Raw genomic sequence first — 22521 nt, 5'->3', positions numbered from 1 at the left:
AGAGGGATAATCCAGTTTGCTATACCTCAACTGTATTGAAATTGACCGATAGCCTTTAATAATTTCAGGAACCTATGTCGGAATTTATATTAAATTCAGCAGAGATTGCAAAGAAAGCAATGGATAGTGTCGATCCATCACTTAGCGATAAATTTATAATGGTCATACGATTTCTTTCGGATAACCCTGCTGCGGCTTCACCGCGAAAGGGTAAAAATCAGCCTATCGTCGGGACAGAAGAATATATTATTGCTAGTGCTACAAATTTCAAAACAGGTCGTGACCCAAGAACACCCTTGCCACCTAGTACAATACCGGATGAAATGGTAAGTATCATCCTGAACAAGTATTTTGAAGTTCCGTATGAGGAATTGGGAAAAGCTGAAGAATTGCACCGCCTATCAATGGGGGCTGAGAACATTGTAGGGGATTTGCTAGAAAGGTACGTTGCGACAGTTATTGAACCGCATGGATGGATATGGTGTTCTGGTTCTATAGTTAAAGCAGTTGATTTTATATATTTTGATAACAAAAATGTCTGGCAATCGGTACAAGTAAAAAATAGAGATAATACTGAAAACTCTTCTTCTGCCGCTATCCGTAACGGAACCCCAATTAAAAAATGGTTCCGAACTTTTTCTAAAAAAAAGGGGGACAACTGGGCTAAATTCCCCTCATTGGAAGGAAAAGAAGAGCTTTCAGAACAAGGCTTCAGCTCGTATGTTGAAAAATACCTTGCTGCTTTAAGAGAGATAAAGTCCTAACTCTTATACAGTATATGCTGTTGCTGTAAAAAGCGAACTTTGGATCGGTTTTATCTCTTCTAACGACTCACTAGTTTTAGCTTCCCATAAAACATCATCGTTACCTTTATAACGTGAAAATGGGAAGTTCAAAGGGGGATGTTTTATCTTACCACTCATGTGTGCAAGGATCGCTTTGCCTATTGCTTCTCCAAAACCAACAGGTACAGCATTCCCTATCTGCCGATATTGCTCGATGAGGGAACCACATACGACCCAACTATCTGGAAATTGCTGAATACGTTTATATTCCTGAATACTTAACGGGCGCAGATGTTCTGGGTGACAGATATCCGTTGCTGGCATGGCTGGAGATGTCACTAAAGTACAGCTTGGTTTATCCCATGACAAGCGTCTAAAGAAACCAGTTTTCCCTCCACTTGAGTAATAGGATTTACCTAATGCTTCTTTCTGCAATTCTTCAGGTAGATGTTTCCAGTATTGACCCTCTTTTAACATTCTGTAATACTTTAGCCTCCCTTCTGGGAAATCGATATACTCTGCCTCGCTTTGGCTTAAATCTGCAATAGATTCACGTAGGGTTATCCACCGATCAAGACCAAAATCACCACTTTCTGAATGTGTGGGGTATAAATAAGGAACCTTTTTCTTTCCACGATGGCAGATCATGACCACTCTTTCCCTAATTTGGGGGACACCATAATTTGCCGTGTTGTATAAGTTAAAACTGATACTGTAACCACCTTTACGAAGTTCATTCACAATATATTTCAAAGCACCACCTGGCATTTCTTCTCTGGATAAGGGAACACAGCCGCTTCCTCTTTCTGAGTGAGGGCGGTGCAGTAATGGTGCTGAAAGAAAACCTCTTACATTCTCGATGACGGCGTATTTTGGGCTTATTTCTAAGATAAGTTCAATGTACTTTAAGAATATATTGCCCCTCTCATCTTTGAAACCACGCCTTGCCCCTGCTGTGGAAAAAGCTTGGCAGGGTGGCCCGCCTAACATAATATCTACATCTTCTTTGGCTAGTTTGGCATGATCCAGGATATCCTGAGCAGTGTAAGACGCTATATTCCCCAAAAGTGCAATATCTGGCTTGTTTGCAACTATGGTCTGTCGGCAGTGCTTATCCACCTCACACGCAAGGGAAATTTCGATACCTGCTTTCTCAAAACCAAGATCCAGTCCCATAGCGCCTGAGAAAAAAGAAATGGCTTTAACTGCTTGGTGATGATTTTCCTTGCTCGTCCTATCTACAGGATAATTTCCCTTGATCCGGTTAATGTAATCTTCAACTGCCTCCGGCTCCATAACCCACACTTTCCCTACCTGCTGTCCCTTGATATCCTTACTACGCAATAGAGTACGAACCCTTTGCTCAGAAATACCTATTTTTGAAGCTGCTTCCTTTGTGGACAAATAGGGATAGTTTTTCATTTCGCACTCGAAACTTTTTTAAACCACTAGTATCATTATCAAGCAATACAGTTCAGTTAAGGCTAAAACTCTTTGCTAAAGTCAATTTTTTAACGAACCGCAAAGGACGCAAAGGACGCAAAGAGAAGAAAGAAATGCTTAACTGAACCGTAGTGCATTATCAAGCGGTTATGTCAACCGCTATTAAGTATAGAGATAAGTATTCGCAAAACCGACCGTTTGCGAGAATGATTTTATGTGCAGGTCAAATGTTGGACAACCTTCAAACCAACCATCAAACTGGACGACAATTAGACAAAATACTGTGCATATTTACTACTTGTCCAATGACTGCGATCGCAGGCGCACCAAATCCAGTTTGCTCTACCTGCTCTACAATTGTTTCTAAAGTCCCAATCAATTCTTCTTGTTCTGGGCGCGTACCCCAGCGCACCAAAGCAATGGGCGTTTCTAAATTCAACCCAGCGGCACTTAATTGTTCCACAATATAAGGCAGATTGTGAATTCCCATATAAATTACAATGGTTTCGGAACCGCGAGCGATCGCATTCCAATCCACTTTCGGTCTATACTTACCCGCCGCTTCATGTCCAGTCACAAATGTCACTGAAGAACTATAGAGCCGATGAGTCAAAGGAATACCTGCATAGGCCGCGGCTGCAATTCCCGATGTAATACCTGGCACAACTTCCGTTGATATTCCAGCGTTGACTAATTCTTCCATCTCTTCGCCACCGCGACCAAAAATAAACGGATCGCCACCCTTTAACCGCACCACAATTGCACGATCCTGCGCTTTCTCAATCAGCAATTGAGTTGTTTCTTCCTGCAACAACGAATGTCTCCCCGCACGCTTACCAGCATTAATTTGCTCGGCTTGGGGATTAATCATTGCCAGAATTGCCGGACTCACCAAGGCATCATAGATAACTACATCTGCACATTCTAATAAACCTTTTGCCTTCAGGGTAATTAGCCCTGGATCTCCTGGCCCCGCACCTACTAAATAAACCTTTCCCAAATACTTGTTCTCCTGTTTTTCTGTGCGGTTCATCTATCTATCTGTTAAATCCCAAATTAGCTCGGCTAATTCTGCACTTGCTCCCAGTGGTTCTGCCAATTGGAAATTCACCGCAGAAAATTGTAATTTTAGCTCCTCTATGGAGGCCGCGATCGCATCGGTTATGCCACCAGCGAATAAAAAGTATGGCAAAATTGCAATTTCTTTATAACCAGCAGCTACCAACTCTTTCACTCGTGATTCTAAACTAGGAGGGACAGACCAATAAGCAGCCACACCTGGCAAACTCGCCGCCATTGCTTCCACAGTTTCTTGTGAACCTGGGCGACGGCTACCATGAGCTAAGAGAATCCATGCTTCTGCTTTCATCGCAGCTATTTGCTTTGCCAGCAATTTCTCTAAATTGGGGTGAGAGCCTAAGTATGGTTGCAACTCAATCATGATATTTTGACCAATAGCTTGTTGTGCTAGTGCTACTTCGGCGGGAATATCTGTCATTACATGCACTCCCGGCAGCAGAAATAGGGGTACAATTTTAAGGCGATTCTCGTTTTGAGATAGTTTGCAATCGCCAAAAACGCTCTTAGCAAATTGCTGAATCTGCTCGTGTAAAGGCTGAGGATTCATTTCCAAAGCAGCTATCCCAACCTGATGTTCGCTATTTAATCCGTTGTGGTTTTTTGGCAATTTGTTACATACCAGCTTTGCTAGTTGCTGCATAGCAATTTCTGGGCGGCGATCGCGACTTCCGTGAGATACTAGCAGATACGCAGATGACATCGGCAAAGCTTGAACTCTCAGTGACTAATTCTCATATCTTACTTAATATTAAGCTAGTAGTAACAGGTACTCTGGTGATTATTGAAACTATTATCAATTACTAAACACAAGTATTCTTAATCACTTTTATAGGGAAATCTAAAAATTAAATTGACTATCAACTTCTGCTCCCCCTGCTTCCCCTGCTCCTTACTCTTTTTCAGCAGTGTAAGTATAAAATTGATCGAAAGCTCCCACCGTTTCAAATTTGTAAGAAGGTATCCAAGAGTTTATTTTTAAATCTGTACGGTAAATGCTAAAAATAATATAATTTTGTCTTTCTGTAGTCCTGGCAAGAATTTCTTGGATTTGCGGGTTAGCCGAGTCAACCAACTTATCACAATTAAAACGGATTAAATTTTCTATAATATTAGTGGTTTTTTTGCATACATCGGTCTTTAAGTATTCTGTCAGCCGTTGCACTGCATATTCTTCATACTCAACCTGACTGGGATTGGTCTTTGCCATTGCCACACCCAAGACGGCGAGTCCTGCTGCTGCTCCAGTATATGCGATGATGGTCAATGGTTTCATGTTTGCCAAGTAAAATTCATTGTAATTGTTAGATTTCAGAGACTCTAAATCAACTAAGTCCGTTCCTTGAAGAAAAACTCTTGATCGCGGGCCAAATTATTGCTATAATTCAAATTGTTGAATGGCGAGCGTAGCCAAGTGGTTAAGGCAGTGGTTTGTGGTACCACCATTCGCGGGTTCGAGTCCCGTCGTTCGCCCTAGATAATTTCATATAAATATGTATACTCCAGTAAAAGGTAGGTTCTGTAGTGTTAACGCTCATAACCATCACTTTAACAAGGATCTGTCATTTATAGCTTTATAGACTTGAAAAGATTGTAAGGCGACTATAATTTATTAGCTTATCTGATAAAAAATGATGTATACAAGCAGCATCTGTCGTTAGGATTAAGACAAGAGGCAGAAGGCAAGAGGGTTTTAGCCTATCGAACGAGTCCTCAATCCCTACTGCTCGATTACTTTGGCGAAGCATGAGCGAGGGAATGGATGCTGAATTTTCAAACCTTATTTGAATCGATACCGGGATTGTATATCGTCTACTCACTCGACTTTGTGATTGTCGCGGGAAGTGATGCTTACTTCCGGGCAACGAAGACAAAACGAGAAGAAGTCGTTGGTCGTCATCTGTTCGAGGTTTTTCGAGACAATCCCGACGATCCGAATGCAAACGGCGTTCAGAATTTACGTGCCTCGTTGTCAAATGTAATCAAGCATCGCTTGCCTCACACGATGGCAGTGCAGAAGTATGACATTCGCCGCCCGGAATCAGAAGGGAGTGGCTTTGAAGAGCGCTACTGGATGGTAACTAACTCGCCACTCTTGGGTGAAAACGGTGAGATGACGCACATTATTCATCGAGCCGAAGATGTTACCGAGTTGGTGCGGGTGCAGCAGCAGCAAAATGAACAGCGTCAGTTGAATCGATCGCTCCAGACTCGCACCGAGCAGATGGAGATGGAAATTTCTGCCAGAGCGCAGGAGTTAAGGCAGGTCAACGAACAACTGCAAGTCAGCGAACAGCAGCTTCAACTCATCCTTAAGACCAGCAAACTCGGCTCCTGGCAATTTGATCTCAAGACAGAGGTTCTGTCTACTTCTGACCAGTGCAAAGTCAACTATGGTTTACCCATTGACGCTGATTTCTCGCACCAAGTTTTGATGGAGCGGATTCATCCAGAGGATCGGACTTGGGTGCAAGCGGCAATTCAAGACTCGATTACCAACCGCACCGATTACAATGTGGAGTATCGCACCCTTTGGAACGATCGCAGCACCCACTGGGTACTCGTTCGGGGTTGTGTAATTGAGGACGAGGCGGGCAATCCTGAGCGGATGATCGGGATTTCACTCGATATTAGCGCTCGCAAAATTGCCGAAGCTGACCTACGGGAAGCCCATGTGCAATGGGAGGCTGCTTTAGCGGCAGGAGCGATTTACACATGGCGGTGGAAGATTCCCGATAATCTGGTGACCGTGAATGCAGCCTTTGCTCACTTGTTTGGCGTTGACTCAGCGAAGGCGACGACCGGCTTACCGATTGAACTATTTATACAGGCGATGCACGAGGAAGACCGCCCACGAGTGATTGCAGCCATTAACCAAGCGATTGAAACTGGCGAAGAATACATAAGTGAGTACCGCATTTATACGGCGGTGGGCCAGGAGCGCTGGGTTGCCGCACGCGGTCGCGTTGAATATGCTGCTGATGGCACAGCGATCGCTTTTCCTGGGGCACTGGCAGACATCACTGAACGCAAACAAGCGGAATCCGCTTGGCGACAGATTTCTGTCGAACTCGAACGACAACTGCGAAAGTTTGATGCGATCGCCTCTTCCGTACCCGATTTTATTTATACATTCGATTTATCTGGACGGTTCACTTACATCAATCAGCCATTGCTTGACCTCTTACAGAAAACATCGGCCCAAGCCCTCGGCAAAAACTTTTTTGACCTGGATTATCCAACCGATTTAGCAACCCGGCTTCAAAATCAGATTCAGCAAGTCATTGAGACGGGCCAACCGCTCAAAGATGAAACGCCGTATACAAGTGCATTCGGCACGCGGGCTTATGAATACATTTTCGTCCCGCTTTTGGGGATAAATGGCGCAGTAGAAGCGGTGGCAGGTGTGACGCGAGATATTAGCGATCGCAAGCAAATCGAAGCGACTGTCAAAGCCAGCAACGAACGACTGAAGCTGCTTTCAGAAGTCGCCAACGATCTATTGCTCAACGAAGATCCCAAGGCATTTTTAGCCAGTTTGTTTGAAAAGCTTTCCACTTATTTGGGACTGGAAGTTTACTTCAATTACTTGTTTCAAGAAGACGAGCAACGCCTTGAGCTACAAGCTTATGGGGGAATTTCAGAAGACATTGCTTTATCTGTTAAATTTTTGGAGTTAGGGCAGGGGGTATGTGGTTATGTGGTGCAACATCAGAAGCCAGCGATCGTTGAAAATGCACTCTCAAAGACCGATCCACTTGCTGCTCAAGTTCAGTCAATCGGTGCCAGAGCTTATGCCTGTCATCCACTGATGGTAGGCGATGCCTCCGGCGGGCAAAGCCAACGCATCTTGGGCACTCTAGGACTGGGAACTCGTCAACGCGATCGCTTTACTCCCGACGAACTCGACCTCATGCAAACGGTTGCTAATCAAGTCGCTGCTGCTTTAGAACGATCGCGCCTAGTTGCAGAGCTACAGGCACGCGCCGAAGCTTTAGATCAAAGTAATCGCATTAAAGATGAGTTTCTGGCGGTTCTCTCCCATGAGTTGCGTACTCCCCTAAATCCAATTCTGGGATGGTCAAAACTGTTACAGCAGAAAAAGCTGGATGCTACAAAAACAACTACTGCGCTTGCCACCATTGAGCGCAACGCCCAACTCCAAGTGCAATTGATTGATGACTTGCTGGACATCTCCCGGATTCTGCAAGGCAAAATGAGCTTATCAACCTCACCCATTGACCTGAATACAGTAATCTGTGCCGCGCTGGAAACGGTTCGGCTAGCCGCAGAAGCTAAATTAATCCAAATTCAGATGACCGTCTCGCCGATTCTGGGAGTGGTAGTTGGGGATGCAGGACGATTGCAGCAGGTGGTGTGGAATCTGCTGTCGAACGCCGTTAAATTCACACAAAAAGGGGGGCAAGTCACAATTGCACTATCTGAAGTTGAAAATCACGCCCAAATTCAAATCACCGATACCGGAAAAGGGATTCGTGCCGATTTTCTGCCCTACGTGTTTGAGCATTTCCGGCAAGAAGATAGCGCAACCACCCGCAAGTTTGGCGGGCTAGGGTTGGGACTAGCGATCGTCCGCCAAATTGTCGAGATGCACGGCGGAACGGTTACAGTAGACAGTCCAGGTGTTGAGCTAGGAGCAACATTCACAGTTCAAATTCCGCTTGCACCTCAATTAACTGAAGCACCAACCTTAAATCAATCGTCCGTTCAGGAGAGTGATTTGAGCGGCATTCACATTTTAGTCGTCGATGATGAAACGGACTCGCGGGAGTTCATCGCTTTTGTTCTAGAGCAACATGGCGCGATCGTCACTGCTGTTGCATCCGGGGCTGATGCACTGCAAGCATTTACTCAATCCATTCCCAACATCATCATCAGTGACATTGGGATGCCAGAGATGGATGGTTATATGCTGATCCGGCAAATTCGCGCCCTTCCACCTCAGCAAGGGGGACAAATTCCCGCTATTGCTCTAACAGCTTATGCCGGAGAACTCGATCAACAGCAAGCGATCGCCGCCGGATTTCAACGTCACGTTACCAAACCTATCGATCCAGAAGTTTTGGTGGCGATCGCCGTCGAAATGCGGACTTGTATGCTGTTCCCTTAAATGATATTATAAAGATTACATCAAGCAGTTGAGGGCGTGACAAATTGTGCCCAAATTCTTATGCAGTTATTTAATAACATCTATCAAAAGAAATAAAAATTGTATTCCTTTAGTTAGAGCAAAAAATACTGAGTCATAGATACTTTAAGTAAAGAAGAACACGGTTTAAGTGTCTGCTGAAAAGTTGATATTTGTAGGTACACAGATAAATACAATTTATCTGTGTTATTTCGTGTTTATATTATGTGGTCTAACAAAAGGTGGAGGCTTATTTGTCTCGCCTTGAAAGTCAACAATGCAAACATCATCATCTACCGGAGTTGCCATGTCTGAATTGCTTCAAGCAGTCTTAGATAGTGAAGAAAAAAGTGATTTACGTTCCTTTCTTAGTGAATTACGCCAAGGAGAAAAGAAGTATCTCCTGCGTAACGACATACTCAATGTATATAGTGAGTATTGCTCAAAGTCCCAGAAACCAGAGAATTATTACAGTTCCTCTGAGTTAGGCAAACTTATTTACTATACTCAGGAAATTATTCAGGAGGAGTCAAACTTTTGTTTCATCATCCGTTCTAAGATTGCTAGCCAAGAAGTTTATCGGTTGACATCAGACTTGAGCGTTGAACCGATGACGGTGCAGGATTTGCTGGATTTGCGCGATCGCTTGGTGAACAAATATCATCCTAACGAGGGCGACCTGCTAGAATTGGACTTCGGCCCGTTTTATGACTACACCCCAATCATCCGCGACCCCAAAAATATTGGTAAGGGGGTGCAATTTCTCAACCGCTATCTATCCAGCAAAATCTTTCAAGACTCCAAACAATTGCTGGACAGCTTATTGAATTTCTTGCGACTGCACCACTACAACGGTGTGCAACTGTTGCTTAACGATCGCATTCAATCACAGCAGCAACTTTCCGAGCAAGTTAAGAAAGCGATCGGTTTTGTTAATAATCGCCCCGAAGATGAACCCTACGAACAATTCCGGTTCCAATTGCAGTCAATGGGTTTTGAACCTGGCTGGGGTAACACCGCAGCGCGAGTCCGGGAAACTTTAAATATTCTCGATGAATTAATTGATTCTGCCGATCCCCAGACCCTAGAAGCCTTCATTTCTCGTGTCCCGATGATTTTTAGAATCGTCTTGGTGTCAGCTCACGGTTGGTTTGGGCAAGAGGGAGTATTGGGGCGTCCCGATACTGGCGGTCAGGTAGTTTACGTCCTTGACCAAGCAAAGAGCCTAGAGAAGCAGCTACAAGAAGATGTTCTGCTTGCGGGTTTAGAAAAATTGAATGTCGAGCCAAAGGTAATTATTCTCACCCGCTTGATTCCCAATAGTGATGGAACCCTTTGTAATCAACGGCTAGAAAAAGTCCACGGGACTGAAAATGCCTGGATTTTGCGAGTTCCTTTACGGGAATTTAATCCTAATATGACTCAAAACTGGATTTCCCGGTTTGAGTTTTGGCCTTATCTAGAAACTTTCGCCATTGATTCCGAAAGAGAACTACGGGCAGAATTTCACGGCACGCCTGACTTAATAGTTGGAAACTATACTGATGGGAATTTAATAGCATTCTTGCTGGCGCGACGGCTGAAAGTTACCCAATGCAATGTTGCCCATGCTTTGGAAAAATCTAAATACTTGTTCAGTAACCTTTACTGGCAAGAATTAGAGGATAAATATCATTTTTCATTGCAATTCACAGCTGACTTGATTGCAATGAATGCTGCTAATTTTGTTGTCAGCAGCACCTACCAAGAAATTGTCGGAACACCCGATAGTGTGGGACAATACGAGTCTTATAAGTGCTTCACCATGCCGGAGTTGTACCATGTGACCAATGGCATTGAATTATTTAGTCCCAAATTTAATGTCGTACCGCCTGGAGTAAACGAAAATAATTACTTCCCCTACACCCGAACTAAAGACCGGGTAGAGAGCGATCGCCAACGCCTTGCAGAAACACTCTTTACTCTGGAAGACCCCACGCAAATCTTTGGCAAACTCGACGATCCTAACAAGCGCCCTCTCTTCTCAATGGCGCGGCTTGACCACATCAAAAACCTCACAGGTTTAGCTGAATGTTATGGTCAAAGTAAAGAATTACAAGAGCATTGCAATTTAATTTTGGTGGCGGGTAAATTGCGCGTCGAAGAATCAGGCGACAATGAAGAACGTGACGAAATTATCAAACTCTACCAAATAATTGACGAGTACAATCTCCACGGCAAGATTCGTTGGTTGGGTGTGCGCCTGACTAAAACCGATTCTGGTGAAATTTACCGAGTCATTGCCGATCGCCAGGGAATTTTTGTACAACCAGCTTTATTTGAAGCTTTTGGTTTGACAATTTTAGAATCGATGGTTTCAGGATTACCGACTTTTGCCACACAGTTTGGTGGGCCACTGGAGATTATTCAAGATAAGGTTAATGGCTTTTTGATTAACCCAACGAATTTAGATGAGACAGCCACAAAAATTGTGGAGTTTATCACAAAATGCGAACAAAATCCTAACTATTGGAATGAAATTTCCGAGCGAGGAATTGACCGAGTTTACAGCACCTATACTTGGAAAATTCACACTAGCAAGCTGTTATCATTAGCACGAATTTATGGCTTCTGGAACTTTACCTCGAAGGAGAATCGGGAAGATTTGTTACGTTATCTTGAGGCTTTGTTCTATTTAATTTACAAGCCAAGAGCGCAACAACTATTAGAGCAGCATAAGTACCGATAATAAGTTAGAAGAGATAAGCTGTTCCATATTTAACTCAATACACTTGGATTAAGGATTTTTGGTATGTAGAGAAGTTGCAATGCAACGCCTCTACATACGCCTACACCTATGTATAAGATATTGTCAACAAGCAAGATTTAATACGGGAGCATCTCACTTTCGTAAAAATATATCTAGCCCTGGCGAATAGAATTCACGGCTATACAGACAAAACCCACCTCCGTGGGTTTCCAATTTCTTGAGTCCGCGCAGGCGGACTTGGTTTGTGTAGCCGCGATTTCTAATCGCCAAGTATATTTGCAAAGGTGAGATGCTCCCATTTAATACGAATATATCAGAAATTATTGATAAAATGTGCTAACCCTAGCTAGATGAGCTAAATCACAATTACTATTGAGGTCTATTTGTGAAATAAGCAGCCCAAAAGCTTAAAAATCAGGAAACCATTCCATGAGCGATCTGACCAGTGACAGCCAACTATCAAGGATTGTTTTGAAGGGCTTTAAGTCTATTGCTGAATGTGACCTTAAGCTTTTGAAATTAAACGTACTTATTGGATGTAATGGTGCAGGTAAATCTAACTTCATAGGCTTCTTTCACATGGTTCAGCAGATGCTTGAGATGAATCTGCAAGTTTTGGTAAGCCGCCAGGGTGGCCCCGATGCGATCTTGCATTTTGGCCGTAAAACAACTGAGCAATTAGAGATTGAGCTTTATTTTGGAAAGAATGGGTATCTTGCTACGCTTGAACCAACTCAAGACAACCGTCTGATGTTTTCCAAAGAGTCTTTTTGGTGGGACATGAGGGGTGAGTATGAAATCGGTAGCGGTCATTTTGAGACTAATGCTTTACGGGGCAGTGGGACAGGAATTGACAAGTACATATTGCCCACCATGCGGCAGTGGCGGGTTTATCATTTCCATGACACAAGCGACAGCGCTTATGTGAAGCTACCACACAAGATTAATGATAATGTTTACTTGCGTTCTGACGCACGGAATCTTGCAGCTTTCCTATATTTGTTAAGTGAAAATTATTCGGAATCTTATCGGCGAATTGTCAAAACAATTCGACTTGTTGCTCCTTTCTTTGGTGATTTTTATCTACGTCCTTCTCCACAAAACAATGAGGCGATCGAGTTGGAATGGGTCGAGCAAGGTCAGGATATTCCGTTTAAAGCTCATCTTCTTTCGGATGGAACACTTCGTTTTATCTGCCTGGCTACTGTCTTTTTGCAACCTACTTCCCTTCAACCCGAAACCATTTTGGTTGATGAACCTGAGCTAGGTCTTCACCCGTATGCAATTACTGTTCTTGCATCGTTAATGCGTTCCGTCGCAAGAGAAAAACAAGTTATTGTTTCAACTCAGTCGGTTGAATTGCTCAATGAATTTAGCGCGGAAGATGTAATTGTTGTGGATCGCGATCGTGGTAAATCATCACTCCGAAGATTGAATGAGGATGATTTACACGAGTGGCTTGAAGACTACAGCTTAGGAGAACTGTGGAAGAAGAACATCCTTGGCGGGAGACCTTCACGATGATCCGAATACACGTTTTTGTAGAAGGACAGACGGAAGAAACTTTTGTAAAAGAAGTACTCTGCGAACATCTTCAGCGAAAAGATATATACCTCAACCCCATTCTTGTGCGAACTAGCTCAACAAATAAGGGTGGTGTAGTAAGCTATGCAAAGATCAAGCCGCAATTAAATCGTAAATGCCTTGAAGATGGTTCGGCATTTGTAACTACGATGTTTGATTTATATCGATTGCCAAATGATTTTCCAGGAAGCAGTTCTCTGCCTAGTACGAATGACCCATTTCAGAAAGCTGAATATCTTGAACAGCAAATGAGCGCAGACATTAAACACCAAAATTTTCTCCCCAATCTACTGGTTCATGAGTTTGAGGGACTTCTGTACAGCAATCCGCAAGCTTTTCTCGCATGGTTTGACCAAAGTATAGTAGATAGCCTACAGGCAGAGCGGAACTTATTTATTTCACCTGAACATATTAATGAAGGCCCAACAACAGCCCCATCCAAACGAATTATTAGATGTTGCCTTGGATATTAAAAGCCATTACATGGCTCTTTGATTGCAATGGATATTGGGTTGGATACAATACGTCAGCAGTGCCAGCATTTCAATCAATGGTTAACGCGTCTTGAAAATATCAGCGGCGGTAACGGTTGAAGAGAATATATTGCCCTCAAAAGAGAGTACAAATGTTACTTATGTACTCCATATTCTAGAAAAATTTCAGCATTATTACTAATTTACAAAAGTGATTTTTTCTCAGATTTTCACAAATGAATCACGAATTATGAATAATACGAAGTTTCATAACTCCTAACTCCTGTAGAGACGCGATTAATCGCGTCTCTACTCCTAACTAAATTGTCAACGCCTGCCAAGTTCGTTGACCAGCTACTCCATCCACAGCTAAATTCTGCTGATTTTGAAAGGCTTTGACAGCAGTTTCTGTCAGTGCACCATAAATCCCATCTACTTTAACGGCATAACCGTTAGCCACTAACAGCCGTTGTAAGACTCTGACAGCAACGCCAGAGCTACCGAAATAAAGAGTCGGCATGGGTTGGCTACTAAACTTCTGGAACCGTCCTGTAGCCTTTGCACGGACTTGACCTCCAGACTGAGAATATTTATTAGACTTACCTAAATTGGAAGAAGCTAGTCCCGGATTATTTTTGCTAATTTTCTTAAGTATGTGTTCTTTCTCTAGTGCGATCGCTGAGGGAGAAGCCTGAGAAATCTCATCTGTCTGCATGAATTCAGGTGGTGTGACTTGAGCCGCTATCTCTAACTGACTCTGTTGTGACTGCTTTAAGTCATTTTCCATCTGAACTAATTGCTGCTGTGGCAAATTGCCCCCAGAAGCTTGTCTTATTGCTAACACGCCCGTCATCATCAGGCCAATTTCAGTCATTGTAGTTCATTTTACTTTAACCAATATTTCTTTTAACCAACAACATTGCGGCTGTCCGGGATAGTGCATACTGACCAAATAAAAAGTCATGTACTAATTTTTTCAGACAATATTTTAACGTTCGTATTTGTTCACCTCCTATTCCATCTAATCGGACTAATATTATTAGCTTTGTGCTTTTTATATCTTTAATCAAGCCATAAAGTTGTCAGATATGGTATTTAAATCAACGGTTTAGAGAATAACATACTATAGATCGTATGGGAATGCCATCAAAGAAATTTGCCTAGTTATCTTTGGAGCGGGCTTGGTATGCTGATGCTGCTTTTCTCATGTTTATACTGCCAGCAAAAATACTACTGGGTTCCTAAAGGCACTTTTTTAAGTATTGATTAATGCAATATTTGCCAATAATGATAAATTCTTAATTCCAAAGAACTTGTCCCTTAAAGGGGGCTATAAAATCTGGCTCGATTGCTCTTATCTTGTAGGATACATACTGGTCGTCGCAGCATTATCTGGTTTTACCAACTTCACTATGTAAGTATTCAGACATAATTCCTAAATATCTGCTTTGTGATTGAATCTATATTGCTACTTCGCCATATTCTTGGAAAGTGCATACTTCGACCTCAATAAAATGAAACTGCACAAGGTTGTTGCACAGTCTTGAATTTTAACAATAATTTAGATTATTGCATGACAAGATTACACAGGAGCACTGAAAATAATATCTGTGCAATTCTCTTATCTAACCTGTGTTAATTTTTATATCATTTTTAAATATTGAGAAAGAAGCACCTTAATAAAAAGCGCGTAAACGTAGCCCGCCCTTAGACATCGCTTAGTACGCGCAGTTGTGGATACTGAAAAACTTTTTACCTTTTCTCATCTCGCCACAAAGCAATACCACCTAATAAACCAGTGATATTGGGGATGAGTTTGACATTTAACGGTAGCTGAAAATTCACTTTCACAGCCTCGCCGCCGCCAATGTAAAGATAATCATAATTGAACAGATGCTCCAAAGATGCGATCGCTTTTTCTAAGCGCCTATTCCATCTCTTCTCACCAATTTTTTCTAACTCTGCACGCCCCAACTGCTGCTCAAAAGTCTCTCCTTTGCGAAACGGATGATGCCCCATTTCCATATTTGGCACCAGCTTACCATCCACAAATAAAGCTGAACCAAACCCTGTACCCAGAGTAATCACCAATTCTACACCTTTACCTGCGATCGCACCAAACCCTTGCATGTCTGCATCATTAATCACCCGTACAGGCTTGTTTAAGTGTTTTAATAATGCTGTTTCCAAATCAAATCCAATCCAATCTGGATGTAAGTTTACCGCAGTTTCCGTAACTCCAGAGCGCACCACACCGGGAAAACCGACCGAAACGCGATGAAATTCACCTTGAGCCGCTGCTAACACAACAATTGCATTAATTACAACCTCTGGTGTTGCAGGTTGAGGTGTATCTAAACGCGCCCTTTCCGTGACAGGATTCCCCGTAATATCCAAAACCATAGCCTTAACGCCACTACCGCCAATATCAACCGATAGGGTACGAATCGATCCATTTTCTTCAACCATTGAGTTACATCCTTTTTACTGCTTAGTTACTGCTTGTTACTTCGTTATTATGCTTTGCTGCATCCGATAATATCCGGATGTTTGGAGAGTCTTTATATTGAGGGGGAGTGGGGGGTGGCAGGGGAGGTAGAGGGGGCAGAGGGGGCAGGGGAGGCAGAGGGAGCAGGGGAGGCAAGGGGAGCAGGGAGAAATAGCTAATGACTAAGACTAATGACTAATGACTAATGACTAATGACTAATACCGCTAAGATAGGAATGGCACAATTTAAGTCATATGCACGGTTTCATTCCACCAGAACGCTTTTTTGCCTACCTCAGCTGGACTGACATCCAGGCAATGTCAGATAAGGAAAATGTGGTAATCATTCAGCCAGTAGGGGCAATTGAACAACATGGCCCTCATTTGCCGTTGATTGTAGATGCTGCGATCGGTGTGGGGGTGTTGGGAAAAGCAATGGAAAAGCTGGATGACAGTATTCCTGCTTATGCTTTACCTAACCTTTATTATGGCAAATCTAACGAACACTCGCACTTTCCCGGTACGATTACCCTGAGTACGGCAACTCTGACGGCAATCATTATGGAAGTGGGAGAAAGTATTTATCGTGCTGGGTTTAGAAAACTGGTGTTAATGAACTCCCACGGCGGACAACCCCAAGTTATGCAAATGGCGGCGCGGGATTTGCACGTTAAGTATGATGACTTTTTGGTATTCCCGTTATTCACTTGGCGCGTGCCTAATATTACTAAAGATTTATTGACTCCGAAAGAAGCAGCGCTAGGAATGCACGCTGGAGATGCTGAAACTAGCATTATGTTATCGATTTTGCCAGAGCAAGTGAAGCTAGAGAAAGCGGTTGCAGAGTATCCACCAGAACAGTCAGAAAGTAGTTTACTGAGTTGGGAGGGTAAGTTACCTGTGGCTTGGGTGACGCGAGATATCAGTAAAAGTGGAGTGATTGGCGACGCCACAACCGCAACTAAAGAAAAAGGCGATCGCATCCTCGAATCTGTCGCTAACGGTTGGGTGCAAGTTATTCAAGATATTTATGCCTATCGACAACCAAAAGTGGTGTAAGGATTGACGCGTTTTACTCAAAGTTAAAAATCCAATACATTAGATGCAAGACAGCATGTAGATTTGCTAATGTAGGAATAATGGAAATAGTAAATGGCGTAGCTGCTTAAAATCTATTGGGCAGCAAATTTGTATTAAAAGTAATATAAGAGAAAGAATTATGACGGCATTTGAACCCAAGAGCCTCCGCTCTTATAGCCAAGAAGATGTCCAACAAATTCTGCACTTAGCGATCGCTCGTCAAGCTGATGACAAAGACACAGAATTTTCTTATGAGCAGATATTAGAAATTGCTGCTGAGTTAGAAATTTCACCTGAGTCTTTAAAATTAGCAGAACGCGATTGGGTAGTGCAACAGGGTCAAGTCCAACAGCGAAAAACATTTGACGCCTACCGCATCAGAAGATTCCAGAAGCGTGTAGGGAATTATGCAATTTTCAATGGCTTTTTGATACTAGTTGATTTAATCGCTGGTGGTGGAATATCTTGGTCGCTGTACATTTTGCTATTCTGCGGATTGCCTGTAGGGCTTGATGTCTGGAATACCTTTCAAGTCAAAGGTGAAGAGTATGAAATGGCATTCCAAAAGTGGAGTCGTAATCATCAGATTAAGAAAACCATCAGCACAGTTTTAAATAAGTGGTTTAAGGCATTACAGGCTTAGTAGATTTCCTAGTAAAGCCGTCCCTTACAATACAAGCAAGCTACCTGTAGCGTCTCGTAGACATCGCTAATTCAAAGAAAAACCCCTAACACTAAGCGTATTAAGGTACGGGCACACAGATGTGCGCCCCTACTATCGTATTTATTTAAGTTTTTCGTGAGCAGCCAAAATAATTTTTTCGGTTTCTTCCCAGCCAATACATTTATCAGTTACAGAAATCCCATATTTTAATTCTTCTTTCCCAGTAATTGGTTGACTACCTTCATACAAATGCGATTCCAGCATCATGCCAACAATTGATGTATTACCATCCACTATTTGCTGAATAATATTTTCTAAGACAGCACCTTGTAATTTGTAATCTTTATTGGTATTACCGTGGCTACAGTCGATAACAATTCTCGGCGGTAAATCTGCTTGTTTTAATTTCTCTTCTACCAGTTTGACATTTGCTGGATCGAAGTTGGGTTGACTACCACCCCTTAAAATTACGTGACCGTAGCCATTACCTTTAGTTTGAAAGACGCTAACCTGTCCGTTTTGATTAATTCCCAGAAAATTATGCGGGTTTCCAGCTGATTGTAGGGCATTCAAAGCTACTTGAATATTGCCATCAGTACCATTTTTAAAACCTACAGGCATCGAAAGTCCACTTGCCATTTCGCGGTGAGTTTGTGATTCGGTCGTGCGTGCTCCAATCGCAGACCACGTAATCAGTTCACTAATGTATTGAGGTATGATTGGATCTAGTGCTTCTGTTCCAGCAGGTAATCCCAATTCTGTAATTTTTAATAATAGATCCCGTGCAATTAATAAGCCATTCTCTACATGGAAAGAATCATCCATATCTGGGTCGTTGATTAACCCTTTCCAGCCTACGGTTGTTCTTGGTTTTTCAAAGTACACTCGCATAATTAGTAGCAGCTTATCCTGGACTTGCTCGGCTAATCTTTTCAACCTTTCAGAATATTCGAGCGCTGCTTTTGGGTCATGGATTGAGCATGGGCCAACTACTATAAATTTTCTGCGATCCTGAAAATCCAGAATATGTTCTATTTCCTGTCTATATCCTAAAACTCTTTGTTCCGCTAATTGTGTTAAAGGTAATTTTGATTTTACTTCATTGGGAGTTAATAAAATGCGATCGTTCTCAATGTTAGCGTTGTCGATATTACTATTAAATAGTTTGTTGTGCATGGGGATGCTCTGGCAATTTTATTTACGCACTTCAACTCAAAAGTGTAACACAAACCCATGAAATTTTAAAATAGCTTATTTTTTACTTGACAAACTTATCACTAACTTGTAAGTGAATAAGGTAATAACTGAAAAAGGGGAAAATATTCCCCTTTTTTATTTGCTATTGCACTACTTATTCAGTAGTAGTGTATATAATTACTGCCATACAAATACTTTGGCTTCGTATGGCCCCAAGTCAGTTATAATGCCATCATCACCGGCTTCGACATCATAATTGCCTGTCCACTCGTGCCATGTACCAGCGCTAGGAAAGTTAGGAACATGATAGTCACCTAGGAAGTTTTCTGAGAAATTTGCAATTACGACTACACGAGAACCTTCTTCATTCCAACGAGTATAAGCTAATACTTTTACTTCAGGATTTTCGTGGATAAAATCAATATTTTCTGTGTAGAGAGCATGATTGCTTTTACGCAGGTTTGTTAAGCCTTTATATGATTCAAATAAACCACGATTTAGATCGTTACCTAACAGCGTCCAATCGATTTTAGATGATTCAGGTTGTTTAGGTTTATACTCGCCAAATTCTTCTCCCATCCAAATCAAAGGCACACCAACAGCAGTCATTAGGATGGCTACTCCTAATTTAACCCGCCGAAAGGCTTCTTCGTCAAAAATCTCACGGTTCCCCAGTTCAACCATGACATGATTATGGTCGTGGTTGGTGAGATAATTTACTACATTGGTGGCACCCAAGAAGCCTTGGCGCTTGCAGTCAATCACATCTTTGAGACGCTCTAAATCAAATGTATCACCGCAAATATGTTCTAGAATGCAGTGATAAAAACTATCATGCCAGCAGCCATCCATTGGCCCATCTACATTGGTAATGCTGGGAGTTTCAGGAATGTGTTCGGCAACGTTGTAAAAAGGCTTCATGCTAGCAGTTTTTTTGGCTTCCTGAACAATCCAGTGCATGAAATCGTAGTTAGCAATTTGCCGCGCCGCATCATAGCGAATACCATCAAGATGATATTCTGAGATCCAAAAACGGATTGCCTCACCAGTAAATTTCCAGGCTGGCTTAATATCTAATTTTTCGTCATAATGTTCGTAATTAAACTCAGGCCCCCAGTTATTATCAGGGTCACGAGGTTCGTGATGATACCAATAATCGTGGTCAATTTGCGTTAAAGGAGCAGATGCTTCTGAGTGGTTATAAATACCATCAAGAATTACACGAATACCTTTAGCGTGACACTCATCAATCAAATTTTTTAACTCAGCAGTAGAACCATAACTAGATTCTGTTGCAAAGAAGTGACGGGGGTTATAACCCCAACTATAATCACCAGGATATTCTTTAAGTGGCATCAACTCAATAGCGTTGATTCCTAGTTCGCACAAATAATCTAACTTTTCAATGACGTGTTTGTACTTGCCTCGTGCATAAGGATCGTCCTCACCACCAGAAAAGTCTCCGACGTGCAATTCATAAATTACTAATTCGTGGTCAGCAGGTAAAGGTTTATCATCATGTTGCCAAATATAAGTATCGGTAATCCTTTGCCCATCTTTGACGCGGATAATACCATCATCTTTTCCACTTTGTTCATCTATATCAGTTGCCTGAGGGTCTGTGACATCAACCCATTGTTCTGGTTCCAAAAACCATGAATTTGACTGGATGCGAAATTTATATTTATAAACGCCGTCTTCTAGTTCAATGCTTGTACGAAAATAACCATCATCACCTTTTTCCATTGGAATTTCTTGCCAATCAGAAAAAGAACCAATTAATGCGGCTCCTTTGTTATAAGGTGCAAATAAATTAAATTCAATTGGCTTTGCCATAGAAGTGTTTGTAATATCAATAGTTGATATAAATATTCTCTGATGCTCAAATAAATTTGCAAATCGCTCTAGAGAAATAATTATATAACCACTGCCACTATCTTAAGGATGAATTTATAAACATTCTATAGTAAGTAACTATTTATAGACCATTCTCGATAGTTATAGTGCTTATTTGTTAACTAATTTATTTATGGAACAAATGCAGTTCATTTTTTTGCTGATGATACTAATAAAATCAAAATATTGTTGTATTAAGACACAAGATTACACTTAATAAGTTAATCATTTTTATTAACTTATTAAGATTATAAATATACAGTTAAAATGGTTACATGTATTGCTAAATATCTGCTGTATAAGATTACTCAATTTTGCCGTTAGTTTGTTGCAGATAACTTAACAACCAACCTGCTGCTGTTGCCCTGCGAGTTTGCCGAGGCCCAAATTCCCCAATTTTGTAACCTTTGAAACCCAGTTTTTCTTTGAGCAGTTGTTTATTTTCAACAGGAATTGAACGAGTCAACTTGACTGTTGCGGGGCGAGATTCAATAAAATTTGGTGGTTGGGGGTAATCATCTTGCCATTCTGGTGCAACTAGGCTAATGTCCCATTGTGCAGTTGAGGAATCATAGCGATAGCCTAAATAATGCCATAGCAATTGGTTGACTGTGGCATCATCAAGTTTATCGTCAATAATTGCCCAAATTGTTTCTGTATTGAGTGGTGGCAGGTTAGACATAAGCAGTAACAAAATTTTAAGTTCAAAAACTAACTACTGTTTAATTAAATTCCTAACAGTTAGGAGGTTGTGAAAAACACTTTATCACTACTCTGCTACACTCCCAAAGAGGGGGATAATTTTATTTTTATCTACACCTGCTGGAAGATTTATCCGCCACAAGCATTAGACAAACTACTAAAGTGACCCTAAATAAGGAGATTCGCCAACTCAGGAGGAAAATTATGGGAATAGGGGATATATTTAGAAATATTGCTGGTGGCAAGCAGAAACAACGCGATCAAGAATGGGATAATCGCGATCGCCAGTACAGACATCGTGGCGATGATGACGATGATGACCGGGAGTACAGGCATCGCGCCGATGATGATGACGATGATGACCGGGAGTACAGGCATCGCGGCGATGATGACGATGATGAGCGAGAATACAGATATCGCGGCGATGATGATGACCGGGAGTACAGGCATCGCGGCGATGATGATGACGAAGATCGGGATTAATTTTGCGAGTTGGAGTTAATAAACAGGTTGTGTATACACAAACTAGGTAGACTGGAATCGTAAAGATTAGACCAGTCTATGCAGAATTCCACAGCACTGCCAAAGATAATCCGCGCCCATGTATTCATTTCTGGCCGAGTCCAAGGAGTGGGCTATCGCTATTCCACTAGGGATACAGCTAGCCAGTTGGGATTAACCGGTTGGGTGCGGAATCTCCCCGATAATCGAGTAGAAGCAGTTTTTGAAGGGGCGCGAGAAGTTGTAGATGACATGATTCGCTGGTGTCACTCTGGGCCACCTGCTGCTGTAGTTAAAGATGTTGTGGTTGAGTATGAAATACCGGAAGGGTTGCGGGGATTTGAATTTAAGCGGGTTGAGTAAATAGTTAGTCATTAGCCATTTACAAATGACTAATGACTAATGACAAAGGTGTCCGCTTAATCACTTACAATATGTCATTGCGAGTGCAACGAAGTGCAACGTTCGCGCAGCGTCTCGTAGAGAAGCAACCGCAAGGATTCGGAGATTGCTTCTCTACGAGACGCTGCACAAACACTTCGTACCCTGCGGGAACGCCAAGGGCGGTACGCAATGACAACTAATCAGCCGGACATGATATTAGATGTATATTAGCAATTCTTCCAAATGCCATTCCTGATATAGGAATCATATTTGATTTCTGAAAAAAACTAAGAGATAATACTGAGGCATATATATGTCTAAGAACGAACAATGATAAACCAGCATCTAG

General features: G+C 42.1%; 18 protein-coding genes, 1 tRNA gene and 1 pseudogene. 11 read left to right on the top strand and 9 right to left on the bottom strand.

Annotated elements, in window-relative coordinates; genetic code table 11:
* Positions 1–74 precede the first annotated feature (74 nt).
* Positions 75–764 carry a SinI family restriction endonuclease gene (locus V7L01_RS00100; RefSeq protein ID WP_335030801.1) on the top strand — a complete coding sequence of 230 codons (690 nt, stop codon included), beginning with the start codon at positions 75–77 and terminating at the stop codon, positions 762–764.
* 3 nt (positions 765–767) lie between these two features.
* Here the strand turns inward: V7L01_RS00100 and V7L01_RS00095 are convergent, their stop codons facing one another.
* The 4 genes from V7L01_RS00095 to V7L01_RS00080 form a co-directional block, all read right to left on the bottom strand.
* Positions 768–2207 carry a DNA cytosine methyltransferase gene (locus tag V7L01_RS00095; protein ID WP_335030799.1) on the bottom strand — a complete coding sequence of 480 codons (1440 nt, stop codon included), beginning with the start codon at positions 2205–2207 and terminating at the stop codon, positions 768–770.
* Between the two features lie 274 nt (positions 2208–2481).
* The gene (cobA, locus tag V7L01_RS00090) at positions 2482–3261 is read right to left on the bottom strand and encodes a uroporphyrinogen-III C-methyltransferase (RefSeq protein ID WP_335030797.1); all 780 of its coding nucleotides are present in this window, start codon (positions 3259–3261) and stop codon (positions 2482–2484) included.
* Positions 3262–4008: a sirohydrochlorin chelatase gene (locus V7L01_RS00085; protein WP_335030795.1), complete on the bottom strand. Its 747-nt coding sequence runs from the start codon at positions 4006–4008 to the stop codon at positions 3262–3264.
* Between the two features lie 189 nt (positions 4009–4197).
* Complete coding sequence (locus tag V7L01_RS00080; protein WP_335030793.1) at positions 4198–4581, bottom strand: DUF4359 domain-containing protein; 384 nt, start codon at positions 4579–4581, stop codon at positions 4198–4200.
* Positions 4582–4705: 124 nt separating this feature from the next.
* Here V7L01_RS00080 and V7L01_RS00075 point away from each other — a divergent pair.
* The 5 genes and pseudogenes from V7L01_RS00075 to V7L01_RS00055 all read left to right on the top strand — a co-directional run bounded on the left by V7L01_RS00075 (position 4706) and on the right by V7L01_RS00055 (position 13380).
* Positions 4706–4778: transfer RNA gene (locus tag V7L01_RS00075), tRNA-His, on the top strand.
* Positions 4779–5067: 289 nt separating this feature from the next.
* On the top strand, positions 5068–8436 hold the full coding sequence (locus V7L01_RS00070; protein WP_335030791.1) for a PAS domain-containing hybrid sensor histidine kinase/response regulator: 3369 nt from the start codon (positions 5068–5070) through the stop codon (positions 8434–8436).
* A gap of 325 nt (positions 8437–8761) precedes the next feature.
* Positions 8762–11182 carry a sucrose synthase gene (locus V7L01_RS00065; protein WP_335030862.1) on the top strand — a complete coding sequence of 807 codons (2421 nt, stop codon included), beginning with the start codon at positions 8762–8764 and terminating at the stop codon, positions 11180–11182.
* A 450-nt stretch (positions 11183–11632) separates the two neighbouring features.
* Complete coding sequence (locus V7L01_RS00060; RefSeq protein ID WP_335030789.1) at positions 11633–12727, top strand: AAA family ATPase; 1095 nt, start codon at positions 11633–11635, stop codon at positions 12725–12727.
* Positions 12724–13380, top strand: a pseudogene (locus V7L01_RS00055) (DUF4276 family protein). The gene V7L01_RS00060 and the pseudogene V7L01_RS00055 overlap by 4 nt, the downstream one beginning before the upstream one ends.
* Positions 13381–13579: 199 nt before the next feature.
* Here the strand turns inward: V7L01_RS00055 and V7L01_RS00050 are convergent.
* Both V7L01_RS00050 and V7L01_RS00045 read right to left on the bottom strand, forming a co-directional pair.
* A complete protein-coding gene (locus V7L01_RS00050; protein ID WP_335030787.1) occupies positions 13580–14134 on the bottom strand; it encodes a peptidoglycan-binding domain-containing protein in 555 nt (184 codons plus the stop codon).
* A gap of 878 nt (positions 14135–15012) precedes the next feature.
* Entirely contained in the window at positions 15013–15729 is a 717-nt protein-coding gene (locus tag V7L01_RS00045; RefSeq protein ID WP_335030785.1) for an ROK family protein, read from the bottom strand.
* Between the two features lie 274 nt (positions 15730–16003).
* Between V7L01_RS00045 and V7L01_RS00040 the strand changes: the two genes are divergently transcribed.
* Positions 16004–16807, top strand: a complete 804-nt coding sequence (locus V7L01_RS00040; protein ID WP_335030783.1) for a creatininase family protein — start codon at positions 16004–16006, stop codon at positions 16805–16807.
* Positions 16808–16967: 160 nt separating this feature from the next.
* Positions 16968–17471 carry a 2TM domain-containing protein gene (locus V7L01_RS00035; RefSeq protein ID WP_335030781.1) on the top strand — a complete coding sequence of 168 codons (504 nt, stop codon included), beginning with the start codon at positions 16968–16970 and terminating at the stop codon, positions 17469–17471.
* 141 nt (positions 17472–17612) lie between these two features.
* On the opposite strand, the gene V7L01_RS00030 is transcribed toward V7L01_RS00035, so the two are convergent.
* The 3 genes from V7L01_RS00030 to V7L01_RS00020 form a co-directional block, all read right to left on the bottom strand.
* Complete coding sequence (locus tag V7L01_RS00030) at positions 17613–18668, bottom strand: 3-deoxy-7-phosphoheptulonate synthase (RefSeq protein WP_335030779.1); 1056 nt, start codon at positions 18666–18668, stop codon at positions 17613–17615.
* 198 nt (positions 18669–18866) lie between these two features.
* Positions 18867–20525: an alpha-amylase family glycosyl hydrolase gene (locus tag V7L01_RS00025; RefSeq protein WP_335030778.1), complete on the bottom strand. Its 1659-nt coding sequence runs from the start codon at positions 20523–20525 to the stop codon at positions 18867–18869.
* 364 nt (positions 20526–20889) lie between these two features.
* Positions 20890–21267, bottom strand: a complete 378-nt coding sequence (locus tag V7L01_RS00020; protein ID WP_335030776.1) for a DUF1823 family protein — start codon at positions 21265–21267, stop codon at positions 20890–20892.
* 224 nt (positions 21268–21491) lie between these two features.
* Here V7L01_RS00020 and V7L01_RS00015 point away from each other — a divergent pair, with 224 nt between their 5' ends.
* The 3 genes from V7L01_RS00015 (at position 21492) to V7L01_RS00005 (ending at position 22372) form a co-directional block, all read left to right on the top strand.
* Positions 21492–21770, top strand: coding sequence for a polyribonucleotide nucleotidyltransferase (locus V7L01_RS00015; protein WP_335030774.1), 279 nt, complete (start codon positions 21492–21494; stop codon positions 21768–21770).
* 78 nt (positions 21771–21848) lie between these two features.
* Positions 21849–22151, top strand: a complete 303-nt coding sequence (locus V7L01_RS00010; protein WP_335030772.1) for an acylphosphatase — start codon at positions 21849–21851, stop codon at positions 22149–22151.
* A gap of 32 nt (positions 22152–22183) precedes the next feature.
* A complete protein-coding gene (locus V7L01_RS00005; protein WP_335030770.1) occupies positions 22184–22372 on the top strand; it encodes a hypothetical protein in 189 nt (62 codons plus the stop codon).
* Positions 22373–22521: the final 149 nt, after the last annotated feature.

The sequence above is a fragment of the Nostoc sp. genome, from assembly GCF_036917095.1.
Taxonomy (GTDB): domain Bacteria; phylum Cyanobacteriota; class Cyanobacteriia; order Cyanobacteriales; family Nostocaceae; genus Nostoc.
The sequence above is the reverse complement of the archived record's forward strand: the minus strand, read 5'-3'. Positions and strand labels throughout refer to the sequence as shown.

What these genes read in the sequence shown, in the direction of transcription:
- V7L01_RS00040 (WP_335030783.1), top strand. Translation starts at nt 16,004, where the DNA reads ATGCACGGTTTCATTCCACCAGAACGCTTTTTTGCCTACCTCAGCTGG.
- V7L01_RS00085 (WP_335030795.1), bottom strand. Translation starts at nt 4,008, where the DNA reads ATGTCATCTGCGTATCTGCTAGTATCTCACGGAAGTCGCGATCGCCGC.
- V7L01_RS00050 (WP_335030787.1), bottom strand. Translation starts at nt 14,134, where the DNA reads ATGACTGAAATTGGCCTGATGATGACGGGCGTGTTAGCAATAAGACAA.
- V7L01_RS00025 (WP_335030778.1), bottom strand. Translation starts at nt 20,525, where the DNA reads ATGGCAAAGCCAATTGAATTTAATTTATTTGCACCTTATAACAAAGGA.
- V7L01_RS00095 (WP_335030799.1), bottom strand. Translation starts at nt 2,207, where the DNA reads ATGAAAAACTATCCCTATTTGTCCACAAAGGAAGCAGCTTCAAAAATA.
- V7L01_RS00060 (WP_335030789.1), top strand. Translation starts at nt 11,633, where the DNA reads ATGAGCGATCTGACCAGTGACAGCCAACTATCAAGGATTGTTTTGAAG.
- V7L01_RS00020 (WP_335030776.1), bottom strand. Translation starts at nt 21,267, where the DNA reads ATGTCTAACCTGCCACCACTCAATACAGAAACAATTTGGGCAATTATT.
- V7L01_RS00080 (WP_335030793.1), bottom strand. Translation starts at nt 4,581, where the DNA reads ATGAAACCATTGACCATCATCGCATATACTGGAGCAGCAGCAGGACTC.
- V7L01_RS00005 (WP_335030770.1), top strand. Translation starts at nt 22,184, where the DNA reads ATGACTAATGACAAAGGTGTCCGCTTAATCACTTACAATATGTCATTG.
- V7L01_RS00035 (WP_335030781.1), top strand. Translation starts at nt 16,968, where the DNA reads ATGACGGCATTTGAACCCAAGAGCCTCCGCTCTTATAGCCAAGAAGAT.
- V7L01_RS00030 (WP_335030779.1), bottom strand. Translation starts at nt 18,668, where the DNA reads ATGCACAACAAACTATTTAATAGTAATATCGACAACGCTAACATTGAG.
- V7L01_RS00010 (WP_335030772.1), top strand. Translation starts at nt 21,849, where the DNA reads ATGCAGAATTCCACAGCACTGCCAAAGATAATCCGCGCCCATGTATTC.
- cobA (WP_335030797.1), bottom strand. Translation starts at nt 3,261, where the DNA reads ATGAACCGCACAGAAAAACAGGAGAACAAGTATTTGGGAAAGGTTTAT.
- V7L01_RS00015 (WP_335030774.1), top strand. Translation starts at nt 21,492, where the DNA reads ATGGGAATAGGGGATATATTTAGAAATATTGCTGGTGGCAAGCAGAAA.
- V7L01_RS00070 (WP_335030791.1), top strand. Translation starts at nt 5,068, where the DNA reads ATGCTGAATTTTCAAACCTTATTTGAATCGATACCGGGATTGTATATC.
- V7L01_RS00065 (WP_335030862.1), top strand. Translation starts at nt 8,762, where the DNA reads ATGTCTGAATTGCTTCAAGCAGTCTTAGATAGTGAAGAAAAAAGTGAT.
- V7L01_RS00100 (WP_335030801.1), top strand. Translation starts at nt 75, where the DNA reads ATGTCGGAATTTATATTAAATTCAGCAGAGATTGCAAAGAAAGCAATG.
- V7L01_RS00045 (WP_335030785.1), bottom strand. Translation starts at nt 15,729, where the DNA reads ATGGTTGAAGAAAATGGATCGATTCGTACCCTATCGGTTGATATTGGC.